This is a genomic window from Stenotrophomonas sp. RIT-551, assembly GCF_026241915.1.
GTDB lineage: Bacteria > Pseudomonadota > Gammaproteobacteria > Xanthomonadales > Xanthomonadaceae > Stenotrophomonas > Stenotrophomonas bentonitica_A.
In genome coordinates this window covers 140,142-154,830 of sequence record NZ_JAPJIU010000007.1, presented here as the reverse complement: position 1 = coordinate 154,830, position 14,689 = coordinate 140,142, and the positions used below count along the sequence as shown (strand labels likewise).

The 14,689-nt window shown below is 63.6% G+C and carries 12 protein-coding genes and 1 tRNA gene; 7 read left to right on the top strand and 6 right to left on the bottom strand.

Annotated elements, in window-relative coordinates; genetic code table 11:
• Window positions 1-127: 127 nt before the first annotated feature.
• From ORK51_RS10790 to ORK51_RS10770, 5 genes are all read left to right on the top strand, one after another.
• A tRNA-Thr gene (locus ORK51_RS10790) sits at window positions 128-203 on the top strand.
• A gap of 852 nt (window positions 204-1,055) precedes the next feature.
• A complete protein-coding gene (locus ORK51_RS10785; RefSeq protein WP_266084904.1) occupies window positions 1,056-1,427 on the top strand; it encodes a DUF7668 domain-containing protein in 372 nt (123 codons plus the stop codon).
• 161 nt (window positions 1,428-1,588) lie between these two features.
• The gene (locus ORK51_RS10780) at window positions 1,589-2,110 is read left to right on the top strand and encodes an Arm DNA-binding domain-containing protein (RefSeq protein WP_266084903.1); all 522 of its coding nucleotides are present in this window, start codon (window positions 1,589-1,591) and stop codon (window positions 2,108-2,110) included.
• A 331-nt stretch (window positions 2,111-2,441) separates the two neighbouring features.
• A complete protein-coding gene (locus ORK51_RS10775; RefSeq protein WP_266084902.1) occupies window positions 2,442-3,236 on the top strand; it encodes an RHS repeat-associated core domain-containing protein in 795 nt (264 codons plus the stop codon).
• A 585-nt stretch (window positions 3,237-3,821) separates the two neighbouring features.
• Entirely contained in the window at window positions 3,822-4,427 is a 606-nt protein-coding gene (locus ORK51_RS10770) for an Arm DNA-binding domain-containing protein (RefSeq protein WP_266084901.1), read from the top strand.
• Window positions 4,428-4,627: 200 nt separating this feature from the next.
• Here the strand turns inward: ORK51_RS10770 and ORK51_RS10765 are convergent, their stop codons facing one another.
• From ORK51_RS10765 to ORK51_RS10740, 6 genes are all read right to left on the bottom strand, one after another.
• On the bottom strand, window positions 4,628-7,705 hold the full coding sequence (locus tag ORK51_RS10765) for an efflux RND transporter permease subunit (protein WP_266084899.1): 3,078 nt from the start codon (window positions 7,703-7,705) through the stop codon (window positions 4,628-4,630).
• Window positions 7,702-8,802 carry an efflux RND transporter periplasmic adaptor subunit gene (locus ORK51_RS10760; protein WP_266084898.1) on the bottom strand — a complete coding sequence of 367 codons (1,101 nt, stop codon included), beginning with the start codon at window positions 8,800-8,802 and terminating at the stop codon, window positions 7,702-7,704. The genes ORK51_RS10765 and ORK51_RS10760 overlap by 4 nt, the downstream gene beginning before the upstream one ends.
• Before the next feature lie 49 nt (window positions 8,803-8,851).
• On the bottom strand, window positions 8,852-9,484 hold the full coding sequence (locus tag ORK51_RS10755) for a TetR/AcrR family transcriptional regulator C-terminal domain-containing protein (RefSeq protein ID WP_266084897.1): 633 nt from the start codon (window positions 9,482-9,484) through the stop codon (window positions 8,852-8,854).
• A gap of 158 nt (window positions 9,485-9,642) precedes the next feature.
• A complete protein-coding gene (locus tag ORK51_RS10750; protein WP_266084896.1) occupies window positions 9,643-10,977 on the bottom strand; it encodes a GGDEF domain-containing protein in 1,335 nt (444 codons plus the stop codon).
• On the bottom strand, window positions 10,974-11,780 hold the full coding sequence (locus tag ORK51_RS10745) for an alpha/beta fold hydrolase (RefSeq protein WP_266084895.1): 807 nt from the start codon (window positions 11,778-11,780) through the stop codon (window positions 10,974-10,976). Before ORK51_RS10745 ends, ORK51_RS10750 begins: the two co-directional genes overlap by 4 nt.
• A 35-nt stretch (window positions 11,781-11,815) precedes the next feature.
• Window positions 11,816-12,160, bottom strand: a complete 345-nt coding sequence (locus ORK51_RS10740; protein WP_046272185.1) for a hypothetical protein — start codon at window positions 12,158-12,160, stop codon at window positions 11,816-11,818.
• A 69-nt stretch (window positions 12,161-12,229) separates the two neighbouring features.
• On the opposite strand from ORK51_RS10740, the gene ORK51_RS10735 reads away from it, so the two are divergent.
• Both ORK51_RS10735 and cyoA read left to right on the top strand, forming a co-directional pair.
• A complete protein-coding gene (locus tag ORK51_RS10735; protein WP_266084893.1) occupies window positions 12,230-13,234 on the top strand; it encodes a 2-hydroxyacid dehydrogenase in 1,005 nt (334 codons plus the stop codon).
• A gap of 375 nt (window positions 13,235-13,609) precedes the next feature.
• On the top strand, window positions 13,610-14,683 hold the full coding sequence (gene cyoA, locus ORK51_RS10730) for a ubiquinol oxidase subunit II (RefSeq protein WP_019184500.1): 1,074 nt from the start codon (window positions 13,610-13,612) through the stop codon (window positions 14,681-14,683).
• Window positions 14,684-14,689 lie beyond the last annotated feature (6 nt).

Genomic DNA, 14,689 nt, shown 5'->3' with positions numbered 1-14,689 from the left:
GCCGGCGCGTCAACGGCTGGTGCGGCAGCAGTGACTCGTGCCGGGCCATTGGGGCATGGGCGCTTCCATGGTGGGGCGCTTCCCTGATTGACCAAAGTGGTCGACACCCCCTAGAATTCACGACCTCGCCGGAATAGCTCAGTTGGTAGAGCGGCGCATTCGTAATGCGTAGGTCGTAGGTTCGATTCCTATTTCCGGCACCAGATACAGCAAAAAGCCCCGGCCTTGGTCGGGGCTTTTTGTTTGTGGCTCGCTTGGTGGTAGTGCCGGCCGCTGGCCGGCAACCTCAGGTCCATTCAACGCACCCCGGACTGACATCGGCACCTCGATCCGATCCGGCTTCGCTGGCGCTTAGCGGCAAGGGCACTGCTGATGAGTGGCAAACGTTTGGATATCAATAGCAAGAACGTTGCTCCGGAGTTGCCGGAAGCGCATCCTCCTCTCAATACAAGGTGAGGTTCTGATGCACGATTGGACGCTTCTGAAGATACGAATCGACTGGGCTGAAAGCTCGACCGAGCTAACTGTGCTGGACGAGCACTCTGCGATCCGTTCAATATTCTTCAGAGGGTTGCGCGAATTCTCAGCTGATAGGCAGGAGCATTGGGGTCCAAGCAGCTCAATCAATGAGGCCTCTTGGGATTCTTCGCCTCTTGGAGGAGGAGTTTGTTTGAAGATTGAGATGCAGTCGGGCGGGCTTATCAGCATTTCAGCGGATGCAGTGTATCTCGACGGTGCGCCTTACATGGCGGCGCGAGGTCCTGTTTAGATTGACTCGCATGCGGACGATCCGCAACCAAACGCCGCCTCGCATCCTGTCCTACCCGTCCAATAGCACGACGAGACCTACAGCGGTTGTTCACTGATTCCGCACGAGAATCCAAGCGAGCGGAACAAGGTGGAAAGTGCGCGACGGGGTGCGGGACGTCAATTGATCGAAGCAATTCCGCCGGGCATCATGTCGAGCGACACGTCGACGGTGGTCCTACAACATCCTCCAATCATGCCGAGGTCCCGTTGGACTGCCACAAGCAATTGCACGGGGGAGATTGGCAATGCATGAGACGACCATAACCAAAGATATTGAGAACGAGATTGCGGTGCCGCAAGCTTGGCGGCCCACCCTCGCAGGCATCGTTGATGCGCTGATTCAAGGGGGCGAACCATCGCTACCGCAGGTAACCCTTCAGGCCCCAGATGTGTGGGCAAGCGCGCTAGAGAGCATTCGCGCGTATGGTGCACACTTGAAAAGGCTGCCAGATGAGTCCTGGAATTCTTCCGTCTGCATCTGGTATGGAGATTTTTGGAATGTTCTGGTTGATCTCTACACAGAAGAGGAGGGGCGAAGTGATCTAGTGCTTCAGGCTCACGTGTACGAAGTTGGTGATGGATATCGATACGAGGTGGTTTTGGTATACGTGCCGTAGAGACTGTGGGTCAGCTCGAATTTCATCGGTTTTCAGCTTGAGCTGTAACTGAACTGGCGGCTACATGAGGTGGGGTCGTCCACTGCGGACGGTCCTCATCCAAACATCGCCTCGCATCCTGTCCTAAGTTGGCCTTATCGCCACTTACAGAAACTCGGTCAATGTCATCCGCCCTCAACAAGCGCATCGTACTCACAGCTGAGCCCAAGGATCGCCCCTACGAGCTCAGGGATGCTCAGTTTCGCGGTCTGTTTCTTCGCGTGCAGTCCTCAGGGCGCAAGGCTTGGCCCGTTACCTGGGCGCACGGTAAGCGCCGTACATTGGGTTCGGTCGATCACCTGACGCTTGACCAAGCTCGAGATCAGGCCCGTCAGGCGGTAGCTGAATACGTTCAATCTGGACTGCCCGCGCTTGCTCAGTCCAAGCCAACTAGCTGCACCCTCGAAGCGCTGCTCAACGATCACTTCGAGCCTTGGGCTATTGCTGAACTGAAGGGTGGGCGTCAGTATCCAGGCCGCATCCGATCGGTGTGCCCGTGGCTGTTACGCCGTCAAATTATCGAGATTGATGTGCCCACGATGGAGCGCTGGTGGCGCGGGCGTATAACTGGCCCTGATGCCGTCACAAAGGCTACCGCAGCGCGACTTTGCTTGCCTGCGGTCTGCCTTGTCTCGTGCAGTTGAGTGGAAGCTGATCGACAAAAATCCTTTGATGGGCATTCGTCACCGATCAGCAGCAAGCCGCAAGGTGGAACGCGGACCATCTGATCGATGCAGCTGGAAAGCTGGAGCGGGTAAAGGGGGCGCGTGCCAAGGGCGGCCCGTGCCAAGGGCGGGTGGAAGGAGACGCAGGCAAGCTATTTGATGCAATCACCGATGGCGGCACTAAGACCTCTGGCGGTCGGGTGAGAATCCCGGACGGAATAGTCATAGGAAGCCACACGTCAAAAACTACTGGCGCGGCGACTATTGACATCAACAAGTCTGGCCAAATTTACAGATAAGGGGTGGGGTGATGATCGACTTTCAGTCAAGCGGCATTGTGGGATACGGCGAGGTTTCTCTCGATGAGCTGGATATTTATTACCTAGAGAAATACTGGTTGAATCTAGAAAGCTTGGTAAGTTATTGGAGCTACATGCAGCAGCGGTACATGGACCCGCAGCTGGGGGTGTTCCTGTCGGTGGATCCTGTGACGGCGTATGAGCAGCCGGTTGGGCAGTTCAATCGGTATCGGTATGCGAACGGCAATCCGTACACCTACGTAGATCCTGATGGAGAAGCCGGAAAAGTTGCGTGGCTCGTTAGGCTCACCGCAAACCAGGCCCATAAGATTGCACGACTGACTCAGGAGCAGGCCGTCAGTGCGCGCCGAGCGCAGCAGAACGTGATAGCGGACAGAAGACAAGTAGCGAGGCAGATTGAGACGTCCGCACACGGGGCGGAGGGTCAGCTCAAACATGTGGGCCATGAACTAGAGGGGGGCGGCAAAGGACTTCCTCATTACCAGACAGAGAGCGTAAGGGGGCACTCCTTCTGGGGTAAGGTCAGCGTCGGCGCACTAGCTCTGGCTGGTACGCTTGAGCAAGTTGCTGATTCGGCAGAGTACATCCCTGACCCAATTCCTAGACCTGCTGAGCAGTCTGATATTGCAAGATGGAATGGCACTATGGGTGCGATCAGCGAGAAGACTGGCCTGCCTATGTCCGGTGTAAAGATGGGGAAGGATGGCGGATTTCAGGGCTATTTTCGAGTTGACGGAAGGCTTGATTCTAAAAGGCTGGATCAAGGGCTGAGCAAGGGGAGATAGGCTCGTGAGATTCTATGAATTCATGGTTGAAGGGGTATTTGTTCGAGCGTCAGGCCTCGGGGCTGATGTTGGCGGATTTCAAGCGACGTTCTTCATCAAGTCATCGAATGTTGCGACTGCGGTTGATCGCGTGCGGTGGGTACTTTCGGATCGTATGAGCGCACATTTCGTATCGACTATTGAGATGGGATTATTCAGGACGTATTTTTCGATACGTGACGTTTGGGAAGTTTCTGAAGGGAGGATGTTTGAATTCGAAGGGCGTGACCTGGGTTTTACTTTTTTTAGGATAGGCAAGGTTGAGTGCATGTGTCTTGCGTTCCGGCGTATGCTGCTTAGGATCTTCCGGCCGCGGCGTGTGTTTTTCCCGCACCGAAGCGCTTAGATATGGGGCTGCGATGTACTGATTTGGGCCGGATGGATCCAGCAAGATTGTGGCGGCGTTCTAAGGATGTGCCTTGGTTTGCATTTTCCCGCGACGATTGAGGGAGCACGGATTTCTTGGTCGCGGACGATCCGCATCCAAACACCGCCTCGCATCCTGTCCTAAGTTGGCTCTACCGCCACTTACGGACTCTCCGCCCGATGTCATCCACCCTCACCAAGCGCATCGTTCTTACAGCAGCCCCCCGAGAGCGCCCCTACGAGCTCAGGGATGCTCAGGTTCGCGGCCTGATCCTGCGTGTGCAGCCGTCAGGGCACAAGGCTTGGATCGTGACCTGGGCGCACGGTAAGCGTCGTACCTTGGGGTCGGTCGAGCATCTGTCACTTGATCAAGCCCGCGATCAAGCTCGGCAGGCTGTCGCTGAGTACGTTCAGTCCGGGTTGCCCGCGCTTGCGAAGACCAAGCCCACCAGTTGCACCCTCGAGACGCTTCTCAATGATCACTTCGAGCCTTGGGCTGTGGCTGAGCTCAAGGGTGGTCGTCAGTACCCGGATCGCATCCGATCCGTGTTCCCGTGGCTGTTGCGCCGGCAGATCATCGAAATTGACGTGCCCACAATGGAGCGATGGTGGCGCGGGCGTGTCACTGGCCCTGACGCCGTCACCAAGGCTACCGCAGCGCGCGACTTTGCTTGCCTGCGGTCTGCCTTGACCCTGGAGAAGACGATCCGGTTGGGTTGCAAAGATTTCTGTCTGACATCACAGATGAGCTGCGCCGTTGAAATGCTCGTAAGTGCCTTGCCATAAGTTTGTCGATGAGACTTTGATGGCGAATGGCGCATCTGTACATGCTGTATTTTGAAGTGCAACCGTATCTATGCAGCAGGTGATGCAGCCAGCGTCAGCTTGGCAGCAGGCTCAATTTTCTGCTCCGGACACGCCAGATGCAGCAAAAAGCCCCGGCGTTGGCCGGGGCTTACTTGTTTGTGGCGAAGCAGCCAGTCACCTCACTCCGCACCACTCCCCGCCGGATGCGAAGGCCGCCGCCGGAACTTCCGTGACAGCCAATCCCCCGCATCATCCACCACGGTGAAGGCCGCCGGAATCACGATCAGGCTCAACAGCGTGGAGGTGATCAGGCCACCGATCACGGCGATCGCCATCGGTGCACGGAAGCTGGAATCGCCGGCAAAGCCCAGCGCGATCGGCATCATGCCTGCGCCCATCGCCAGCGTGGTCATGATGATCGGCTGTGCACGTTTGCGGCAGGCATCGATCAGTGCGTCGTGCTGGCTCATGCCGTGTTCGTCTTCGGCCATCACCGCGTAGTCCACCAGCAGGATGGAGTTCTTGGTGGCGATGCCGATCAGCATCAGCAGCCCGATCAGCGCCGGTAGCGAGAGCATGTTCTGGGTGATCAGCAGCGCGCCGAACGCGCCACCGGCACACAGCGGCACCGCGGCGAGGATGGTGATCGGCATCAGCGCATGGTTGAACAGCAGCAACAGCACCATGTAGATGCAGATCAACCCGGCCGCCATGGCCAGCATGAAACCGATGAACAGCTCGACGAACACTTCCGCATCGCCGGTGTTGAGGAAGGTGACGCCCGGCGGCAACTGCTTGACGCTCGGCAGGGCCTGCACTTCGGTCATCACATCGCCCAGTGGGCGGCCGTTGAGTTCGGCCGTGAGGGTCACGTTGCGCTGGCGCTGGTAGCGTGAGATCTGCGAAGGGCCACTGCCTTGCTGGATGTCAGCCACGGCCGCCAGCGGTACCGGGCCATTGCGGCCGGGCACGCGCAGCTGGCTGATCAGGCCCGGATTGGCGAGCGTGGCTTCGGCGAAGCCGACCCGGATCGGCACCTGCCGGTCGGGCAGGTTGAGCTTGGCCAGGCGCTGTTCGTAATCGCCAGCCGTGGCGATGCGGGCGGCCTCGGCGATATCGGCCGTCGCCACGCCCAGGTCGGCGGCGCGGGCGGGGTTCGGCACGATCTGGAGTTCCGGGCGCAGCAGCGAGGCCGTGGAGGTGACGCTGCCCAGGCCCTGGATACCGCGCAGGTCGCGCTCCAGCGCAGTGGCGGCATCCTGCAGGCGCTGCGGGTCGTCACCGGAGAGCACCAGCTGCAGCAGGTTGCCGGGCTCGGAGCTGACATAGCTGACCCGCACGCCGGGCAGGTCGGCCAGGCGCTCGCGGGCCTCACGCTCCAGCACGCGCTGGTCGCGGTCCCGTCCGTCGGCGTTGCCCCAATCAAGGACCAGGGTGGCCTTGCGCGGTTCGCCGATGCCGGTCGCGCCGGGGTCGCCCAGGTCCAGCACGCTGCCGACGGCGGTGTAGACCTGCTTGAGCTCGGGCATGTCCTTGAGCAGGCCGCGCGCATGCTCGGCGACCGCCACGGTCTCCTGCAGGCGGGTGCCCGGCGGCAGCTCGAGATTGAGGTTGCTGCGGCCCAGATCGGACTGTGGAATGAAGGTGGCCGGGATGAAGGGCACCAGCGCCAGCGAGGCCACGAACAGGCCGGTGGCGATCCACAGGGTGCGGCCACGATGGCGCAGCGCGGCGTCCACCCAGCCCAGGTACCACGTCATCAGCTTGGATTCCGGCTTCTCCTCGCCATGTGGCTTGAGCAGGTAGGCGGCCATCATCGGGGTGAGCAGGCGGGCCACCAGCAAAGAGAACAGCACGGCGGTGGCGGCGGTCCAGCCGAATTCGCGGAAGAACTTGCCGGCGATGCCCGGCATGAAGGCGACCGGCACGAACACGGCGGCCAGGGTCAGCGAGGTGGCGATTACCGCGTTGCCGATCTCGCCGGCGGCCTCGCGCGCGGCTTCCAGCGGCGGCTTGCCCATGCGCAGGTGGCGCACGATGTTCTCGATCTCCACGATCGCATCGTCCACCAGGATGCCGACCACGACGGAGAGCGCCAGCAGCGTGATGATGTTGAGGGTGAACCCGAAGAAGTACATCACCGCGAACGTCGGAATGATCGACAGCGGCAGCGCCAGCGCCGACACCCACGTCGCCCGCCAATCGCGCAGGAACAGCCACACCACCAGCAGGGCCAGCAGCGCGCCCTCCCAGAGCATGGTCATCGAGGAATCGTAGGAGCGGTGGGTCTCGTCGATCGCCGTGGTGACCAGGCGGAAGTCGATGCCCGGATGCTCGGCCTTGATCTTGTCCAGCGCGTCATGCACGCCGGCCTCCACCTTGACCTCGCTGGAGCCGCGCGTACGCGACATCGAGAAGGCCACCACGCCCTTGCCATCCAGCAGGGCGGCCTCGGTGGGGTCAGCGGCGCCGTCGGTCACGGTGGCCAGCGTGGAGAGCCGCACCGCGCGCCCGTCCGGCAGGGCGATGGAGTAGTCACGCAACGCCTGTGCGTCACCGACAGTACCCAGCGTGCGGATGGTCTGCTGCGCGCCTTCGACCTCGGTCTTGCCGCCGGCACGCTCGACCTGGATGCGGGCCAACTGTTGGGAGACGTCGCCGGCGGTGATGCCCATCGCGATCAGCGCATTGGGATCCAGATCCACCCGGACCTGGCGCTGCACGCCGCCCACGCGGGTGACGCGTGCGACACCGGGTACGCCGTACATCGCACGCGAGATATCACGGTCGACGAACCAGCTGGCCTCATCGGTGGTCATGTGCGGGGCGACCAGCGCATAGGTCATCAGCGAACCGCCGATGTCGACCTTGGAGATCACCGGCTCCTGGATGTCCTGCGGCAGATCGGTGCGGATGCGGGTGACCGCGTCGCGGGTGTCGTCCAGCGCGGTGGCCAGATCGGCTTCCAGCTGGAACTCGATGGTGGTGGTGCTGACGCCTTCGCTGACCGAAGACATCACGCGCTTGACGTTGTTCACCGTCGCCACCGAGTCCTCGACCTTGCGGGTCACCTCGGCCTCCAGCTGGCTGGGCGAGGCGCCGGGCTGGGTGACGGTGACGGTGGTCATCGGGAAGGCGATGTCCGGGAAGCGCGCCACCGGCAACTGATGGAAACCCCACAGGCCGGCCACGCACAGCACGAAGAAGATCAGCAGCGCAGGCAACGGGCGTTTGATCGCCCAGGCGGAGATGTTCATCGTGCGGCGGCCTTGGTCGCAGCGACCACACGCACGCGGTCGCCCTCACCGAGGAAGCCGGCGCCATCCACCACGACCTGGTCACCGGCCTTCAGGCCTTCAAGGATCGCAGTGCGGCCCTGCACGGCCTGGCCGGTGCTGATGCGGTGGCGGGTGGCCTGCTGCTTGTCGTTCACGGTGAACACATAGTTGTGGCCGTCGCGCTGCACGATCGCCGCGGTCGGGATGGTCAGCACCGGGCCGTCGCCGGTGACGATGCGGCCATCCACGTAGATGCCCTGCTTGAGCGGGCCGGGGGTTGGCAGGTCGGCGTAGATCGTGCCGGTGCGGGTCTGCCCATCGACACCCGGGGTGACCGCGCGGATGCGGCCACTGACCACCTGGCCGCCGTACGGCAGCTCAACCGTGTTGCCGACGGCGACATCGGCCAGCTGGTTTTCCGGCAGCTCCGCACGCCACTCCAGGCGGCCATCGCGGATCAGGCGCAGCAATTCGGTACCGGCGGAGACCACCTGGCCCGGCTGCACCAGGCGCTTGGAAATCAGGCCGTCGGCGGGTGCGCGCAGGTCGGCGAAATCGCGGCGCAGCTTGGCCGCGTCGCGCGCAGCACGTGCGGTGGAGGTCTGCGCTTCGGCATTGATGCGTGAGGCGCGCAGCTCATCCAGGCTGCTTTCGCTGATCAGCTGCTGGGCGGCCAGCTTGGCGCTGCGCTCGTAGTTCATGCGGGCCAGTTCCTGCGAGGCCTGCGCCTGTCGCAACGAGGCGTCGGCCTGCGCCAGCTCGCTGTCCAGGGTGCGGTGGTCCACCTGCAGCAGCACCTGGCCCTGCTTGACCCATTGCCCCACGTCCACCAGCAACGCGGTCACGCGCTGGCCACTGATCTCCACGCCCAACTGCATTTCTTCATAGGCGGTCACCGGCCCGGAGACCAGCACCGTGCGGGCCATGGTCTGCGGCTGCGCGGGCGCCAGCGAGACCGGCAGCGCGGAGCTGGCGGCCGTGGCGTCGGCCGCGGCCTTGTCGTCCTTGCCGCCGCAGGCGGACAGCAGCGCGACAGCCAGGATCAGGGAAAAACTGCGGAGGTAGGGTGCACGCATCGAGAGGCTTTCCGGGTCGGAACAGCGGGAAAAGAAAGGAATCGGGATATCAGGATTCGCGGGACAGGCGGAGTTCGATGCCATCGAGCATCAGGCCCAGCCCCTGCTCGAAGCGGGCGTCGAAATCGACCTCGCTCCATGCATCACGGGCCTGCCAGCAATGGGGGAAGCGCGCCTCGGCCAGCGCCATGAAGGCCTCACCCAGCGCTTCCATGCTGCCGTCGCCGGGCCAGGACTGCTCCTCGATCACGAAGCCCATCGTGTAGTACACCAGGTCCATCGCCGCGGTCGCGGCAAAGCGTGCCGGCGCGCCGGCGCCCATCAGCGCGGCGATGCTGGCCTCACCTACCCGCAGCACGTTCTCGGTGGCCAGGAAGGTGCCCGCATACACCCGCGCACCATCGCGGCGCGCTTTGAACGCCAGGCGGAACTCACGCCCGATCTGCAGCAGCGTCTGCCGCCATGGCTGTCCGTCGGGAATCACGCGAGCCACGTCGCAGATCATGGCGTCGGCCATGGCGTCGATCAGCGCCTGTTTGCTCTTGAAGTGCCAGTAGAGCGACGGCGCCCGGATGCCCAGCGAGCAGGCCACTTTGCGCAGGGTAATGCCCTCCAGGCCGGCCTCGTCGAGGATCCGGAAGGCCGCCTTGACGATGTCTTCCCGCGCGATGGGTTGGCGCACTGTGCTCTGGCCTAACGTTGTTAGGGGGCGAATCTAACAGTGTTAGGTTCGCGCCGACAAGTGCCCGTGCACAGACCCCCAATGGGCCCGCGGGACGTGGCTGATGGGTTCAGGCGCGCCCAGGGAGGGGGCGGGGGGCCCAGAGGCGCCCGCTTGGCTCAGAGGTCGATCAGCTCAGGCTGCAGGACCGCCATCCGGACCCGGTTACGCCCGCTGGTCTTGGCGTCATACAGCGCCTCATCCGCCCGGGCGATCAGCGCCTCCAGCAGCCGCTGGTCGCCACCCGGCAACGCCTCGCCGATCGCGCCCCCGACGCTGACGGAGACGGCAACGCGCTCGCTGCCCACGAGGATCGGCTCAGCGGCCACCGCACTGCGCAGTCGCTCGGCGGCGGCGGGAATCTCATCGACGGCCGAGGCCGCCAGCAGGGCGATGAACTCTTCGCCGCCGAAGCGGGCGAACAGATCGCGCTCCCGCAGGGCGTCGCGGCAGCGCTTGGCGACTACTTTGAGGACTTCATCGCCGACCGGATGGCCGTAGGTATCGTTGATCTTCTTGAAGTGGTCCACGTCCACCATCAGCACCGCCACCGCGCGGCCGTTGGCTTCGCGGGCGGCGATGATCTGGGCCGAGCATTCTTCGAAATGGCGTCGATTGGGGACGCCGGTCAACGGATCCGAGGACGCCAGGCGGCGCAGCTCGGCGGCCATCAGCAGGTCCGCGGTGACATCGGTGAACAGCCAGATGCGCCCGTGTGCGCCGTTGCCGCGTACCGGATGGGTGTCCACTTCGAATGTGCGCTCGCCCAGGGTCCAGTTCTGCTTGGCGGCGAACTGATCGTTGTTCATCTGGGCGCTGTAGGCCAGTTCCAGCTCGGCGTGGTTGTCGCAGCGTTGGCGCAGGGCGCGCATCGGGCCGGCCAGATCCGCCGCCCGGTGATTGCCAGCCGTGCAGCCCAGCAGCTCCGCAGCGTGCTCGTTGACCGCCGCACCGATGCCATCCCCGTCGATCAGCACGATGCCCGCCGGCACGCTTTCAAACAGATCGAGGAATTGATTGCGGACGATCGTGCCGCGCGCGGCTTCGCGCCGTGCGGACAGCAGCCGGGCCACGCTCGTGGCCAGCAGTGGCACCTGTGCCGTCAAGGTTGCCGGGGCAGGGACGCTTCGCCAGAGCAGCAGCAGGCCACTCAGCGGCGCGCCGTGGGAGGGGGCCGGAACGTACAGCAGGCTGGCGGGGCGGCCTTCCAGGGCATGGATGATCGCCGTCGGCAGCCGGAAGTCCGCTGCGTCCATGGCCTCGCCGCTCCAGCGCGCCTCGAGGATGCCGCTGCGCGCCAGGTTGAAGCTCGGCGAGGGCAGTGCCGGGGCCGAGACAGCCCAGGTCGCCCTCCCGCCGGCGTCCACCTCCACTGCCATCACCAGGTCGGCGTGGGAGGCGAGACGGGCGAACTGGCACAGCGCGGCAAGCGCTTCACTATCGGAGGTCGTCACCGCGTGGGGCCTGCCAGGCGCTGTTCGAGAATGCGCATGACGTCATCGGGTGCCGTCATGTGCGGGAGGTGACCGGAAGCATCGATCACATCCAGGGTGGCGCCATCGATCGCGTTGGCCAGCCAGTGGCCGACCGCGACCGGTACCGCCACATCGTGCGCGGTCTGGATCAGGTGGACCGGCGTGGAAACCCGCGCGGCCAGGCTGCGCAGATCTGAGGTGAAGATCGTGCGCGAGGTATTGAGCGCGATGTCCGGGCGCATCTGGAACAGGGTGTTGGAGAAATCGGCAACGACCGCGCTGTCTTCCACGCCGACGACCATCGGGGCGAAGCCGGCGATCCAGGCCTGGTAGTTGGCGCGCATGCTCTCGAACAGTTGCTCCAGGTCCTGCGGTTTGAAACCGCCGGTGTAGCCGTCATCGTCGAGATAACGCGGCGACGCACCGATGATGACCAGCCGCTCGAACAGCTCCGGCCGTGCCACCGCAGCGGCCGCGCCGATCATGCCGCTCATCGAATGGCCGACGTAGGTGCAGTTGTGCACGTCGAGCTCATCCAGGATGTCGAGCAGATCGTCGGCGTAGCCGAACAGCGAACCATGGCGTTCGAAATCGTAAGTCTGCGCACCTTGCGGGCCACAGCCGGCAAGATCGAAGGAGATCACGTCATAGCGCGCTTCAAACCACGGGCGCAATGCATTCCATGCGGTCTGATCGGTACCAAAGCCGTGTGACAGGATCGCGACCGCCTTGCCCTCACCACTACGGCGCCCGTTGAACCGCTCGAAACTTTCCACGCACATCCACCCATGGCGTCTTGCAAGGGCCGAATACTAGGTCACGGGCGCGCGTGGGTCCAACGCGTGGCCATGGCGAATACCAGTTGCCGCAGATAGCCGCCGATGAAACTGGCGATGGCACCGGCGAGGGTACCCAGCAGCAAACGCAGGGTGATGCGCGCGATACGACGGGCATGCAGCCGCACCCATGGCAGCAGTGCCATCGCCTGCGCACCCATGAGAAGCACCAGGACATCCAGCCCCAGCGCATCCACCACGGGCAGCAAGGGCGCCAGCAATGGATTGCAGGCCATCACGATCACGGCCGCGCACGTGAGCACGAACAGGCCGCGCCGGGCCATCGGCGTGGCGGTCCAGCGGAGAAGGCGGGCAGTCAAGGACACGGCAGGCTCCAGGCAGTTGGCCGGAGTGTACTGCGGTATCGTGATGCTCGAACTCCCGGGGATCGCCTCATGAAGATCGCAGTATTCAGCGCCCGCCCGTACGACCAGCAGTTTCTCGATGAGGCCAAGCAACGCCGCGGGGCAGGCCAGCCGTTTGAGTTTCTGTACTTCGATGCCGCGCTGGATCTGCATACCGCGGCGCTGGCGCAGGATTGCGAGGCAGTCTGTGTGTTCGTGAACGACCGGTTGGACGTCCCGGTCCTGCAGGCGCTGCATGCACAGGGGGTGCGCGCGATCCTGCTGCGCTGTGCGGGCTTCAACAATGTCGACCTGGCCGCGGCGGAGCAGTTGGGCCTGTTCGTGGCACGCGTGCCGGCTTACTCCCCCGAAGCCGTGGCAGAGCATGCCCTGGCCATGGTGATGACGCTCAACCGGCAGACCCACCGCGCCTACAACCGGGTGCGCGAGGGCAACTTCATGCTCGATGGGTTGCTCGGCCGCACCCTGCACGGCAAGACCGTGGGCATCGTCGGCACCGGCCAGATCGGCCTGGCCACCGCCCGCATCTTCAAGGGCATGGGCTGTACCGTGCTGGGCCACGATCCGTATCCATCGCCCGGGTTCGCCGCCGTTGGCGCATCGGTCGCGCTGGAGGACCTGCTGGCCCGATCAGACATCGTCTCGCTGCACTGCCCGCTGACGCCGGAGACCCATCACCTGATCGACGACGCCTCACTGGCCGCAATGAAGCCCGGGGCGATGCTGGTCAATACCTCGCGCGGCGGGCTGGTGGACACCCATGCGGTGATCCGCGCGCTTAAGTCACGGCGCCTGGGGCATCTGGCCATCGATGTGTACGAGCAGGAGAGTGGGCTGTTCTTCCAGGACCGCTCCGGCGAGATCATCGACGATGACGCCTTCCAGCGCCTGATGACCTTCCCCAACGTGCTGGTGACCGGGCACCAGGGCTTCTTCACGGTCGAGGCGCTGCAGGAGATTTCCGACATCACGCTGCGCAACCTGGCGGACTTCGCCAGTGGGGCGACGTGCGCGAATCGGGTGCGGGCGGCCTGAACGGCGCCGCGGGTGACGTGGGGCGTCGGTGCGTGTACCGTGGCCGCCCGCCGGCCATTGCGCAGCACCCGCCGGGACACTGCAACCGGGTCCGCGCTGGCCAGCCCCGGAACTGACCCGTTCATGTCTATACAAGGGCCGGAATGTTGCCGAATCGGGTCATTGCCCGGCACTGCGACAACGTGTCGCAGCCCAAAACAGGCCTTTCCTGCGCTGGATCATTGTCAATGCCTTTCTTAAATGATGCGTGACGGCCTAAAATTGGAAGGCTGACATGATCGTCCTCCGTGCCTGTCCCCCTGGACCGGCACCACCGGCTTTGGCTGGGACGGAGGCGGGCTTGAACTGGCATTCCCTACGCAATTGGATCGACCGATGATTCCGTTGAAACCCCTTGGACGCTTCCTGCGTCCGGGCCTGCTGTTTGCGTTGTCCGTGTTCCTGACGGGCTGCAACTCGGCCATCCTCAACCCCAAGGGCCAGATCGGCCACGACGAGAAGACCCTGCTCATCACGGCGACCGTGCTGATGCTGCTGGTTGTCGTGCCGGTCATCATCATGACCCTCACCTTCGCGTGGAAGTACCGTGCGACCAATACCAAGGCCCGTTATGAGCCGAAGTGGTCGCACTCCACGGCCATCGAAGTGGTGGTCTGGTCGATCCCGTGCATGATCGTGCTGGTGCTGGCCGTGCTGACCTGGCGTTCCTCGCACGCGCTGGATCCGTACCGTCCGCTGGACTCGGACAAGAAGCCGGTGGTGATCGAAGCCATCTCGCTGGACTGGAAGTGGCTCTTCATCTATCCCGAAGAGAACATTGCCACCGTCAACGAGATCACCTTCCCGGTCGATACCCCGCTGAACTTCAAGATCACGTCCGATTCGGTGATGAATGCGTTCTTCATCCCGCACCTGGGCAGCATGATCTACTCGATGACGGCCATGGAGACCAAACTCCACCTGATCGCCAACGAGACCGGTGAGTTCCCGGGCATGTCCTCGCACTACAGCGGCGCGGGCTTCAGCAAGATGCATTTCTCCGCGCACTCGGTGACCGAGGCGGAGTACCAGCAGTGGCTGACCAAGGTGCGTGCCCAAAGCGCGACCCTGGACAAGACCGCCTTCGCTGCGCTGGTTGCCGAGAAGAACCACGACTGGCACCCGGTGACCTATTACGGCACCACCGAGGCCGGCCTGTTCGACTGGGTCATCGCCAAGCACATGGGCGACAACCAGCACTACGGCATGAAGCACGACCACAAGGCCATGAAGCATGACGGCGCCGAGGGCGAAAGCCATGAAGGCCACGACATGCAGGCCATGAGCGGAGCCCACGACGAAGCGAAGCTGCCGGTCCATGCCGACCAGCCCGCTGCCGCGGACGCCGCACACACTGCAGACGAGCACGCCGCAGCCGGTCACGCCGGTCACGACGGCTCGGGAGAATGACCATGA

What these genes read in the sequence shown, in the direction of transcription:
- ORK51_RS10785 (WP_266084904.1), top strand. Translation starts at nt 1,056, where the DNA reads ATGCATGAGACGACCATAACCAAAGATATTGAGAACGAGATTGCGGTG.
- ORK51_RS10780 (WP_266084903.1), top strand. Translation starts at nt 1,589, where the DNA reads ATGTCATCCGCCCTCAACAAGCGCATCGTACTCACAGCTGAGCCCAAG.
- ORK51_RS10775 (WP_266084902.1), top strand. Translation starts at nt 2,442, where the DNA reads ATGATCGACTTTCAGTCAAGCGGCATTGTGGGATACGGCGAGGTTTCT.
- ORK51_RS10770 (WP_266084901.1), top strand. Translation starts at nt 3,822, where the DNA reads ATGTCATCCACCCTCACCAAGCGCATCGTTCTTACAGCAGCCCCCCGA.
- ORK51_RS10765 (WP_266084899.1), bottom strand. Translation starts at nt 7,705, where the DNA reads ATGAACATCTCCGCCTGGGCGATCAAACGCCCGTTGCCTGCGCTGCTG.
- ORK51_RS10760 (WP_266084898.1), bottom strand. Translation starts at nt 8,802, where the DNA reads ATGCGTGCACCCTACCTCCGCAGTTTTTCCCTGATCCTGGCTGTCGCG.
- ORK51_RS10745 (WP_266084895.1), bottom strand. Translation starts at nt 11,780, where the DNA reads ATGTGCGTGGAAAGTTTCGAGCGGTTCAACGGGCGCCGTAGTGGTGAG.
- ORK51_RS10735 (WP_266084893.1), top strand. Translation starts at nt 12,230, where the DNA reads ATGAAGATCGCAGTATTCAGCGCCCGCCCGTACGACCAGCAGTTTCTC.
- cyoA (WP_019184500.1), top strand. Translation starts at nt 13,610, where the DNA reads ATGATTCCGTTGAAACCCCTTGGACGCTTCCTGCGTCCGGGCCTGCTG.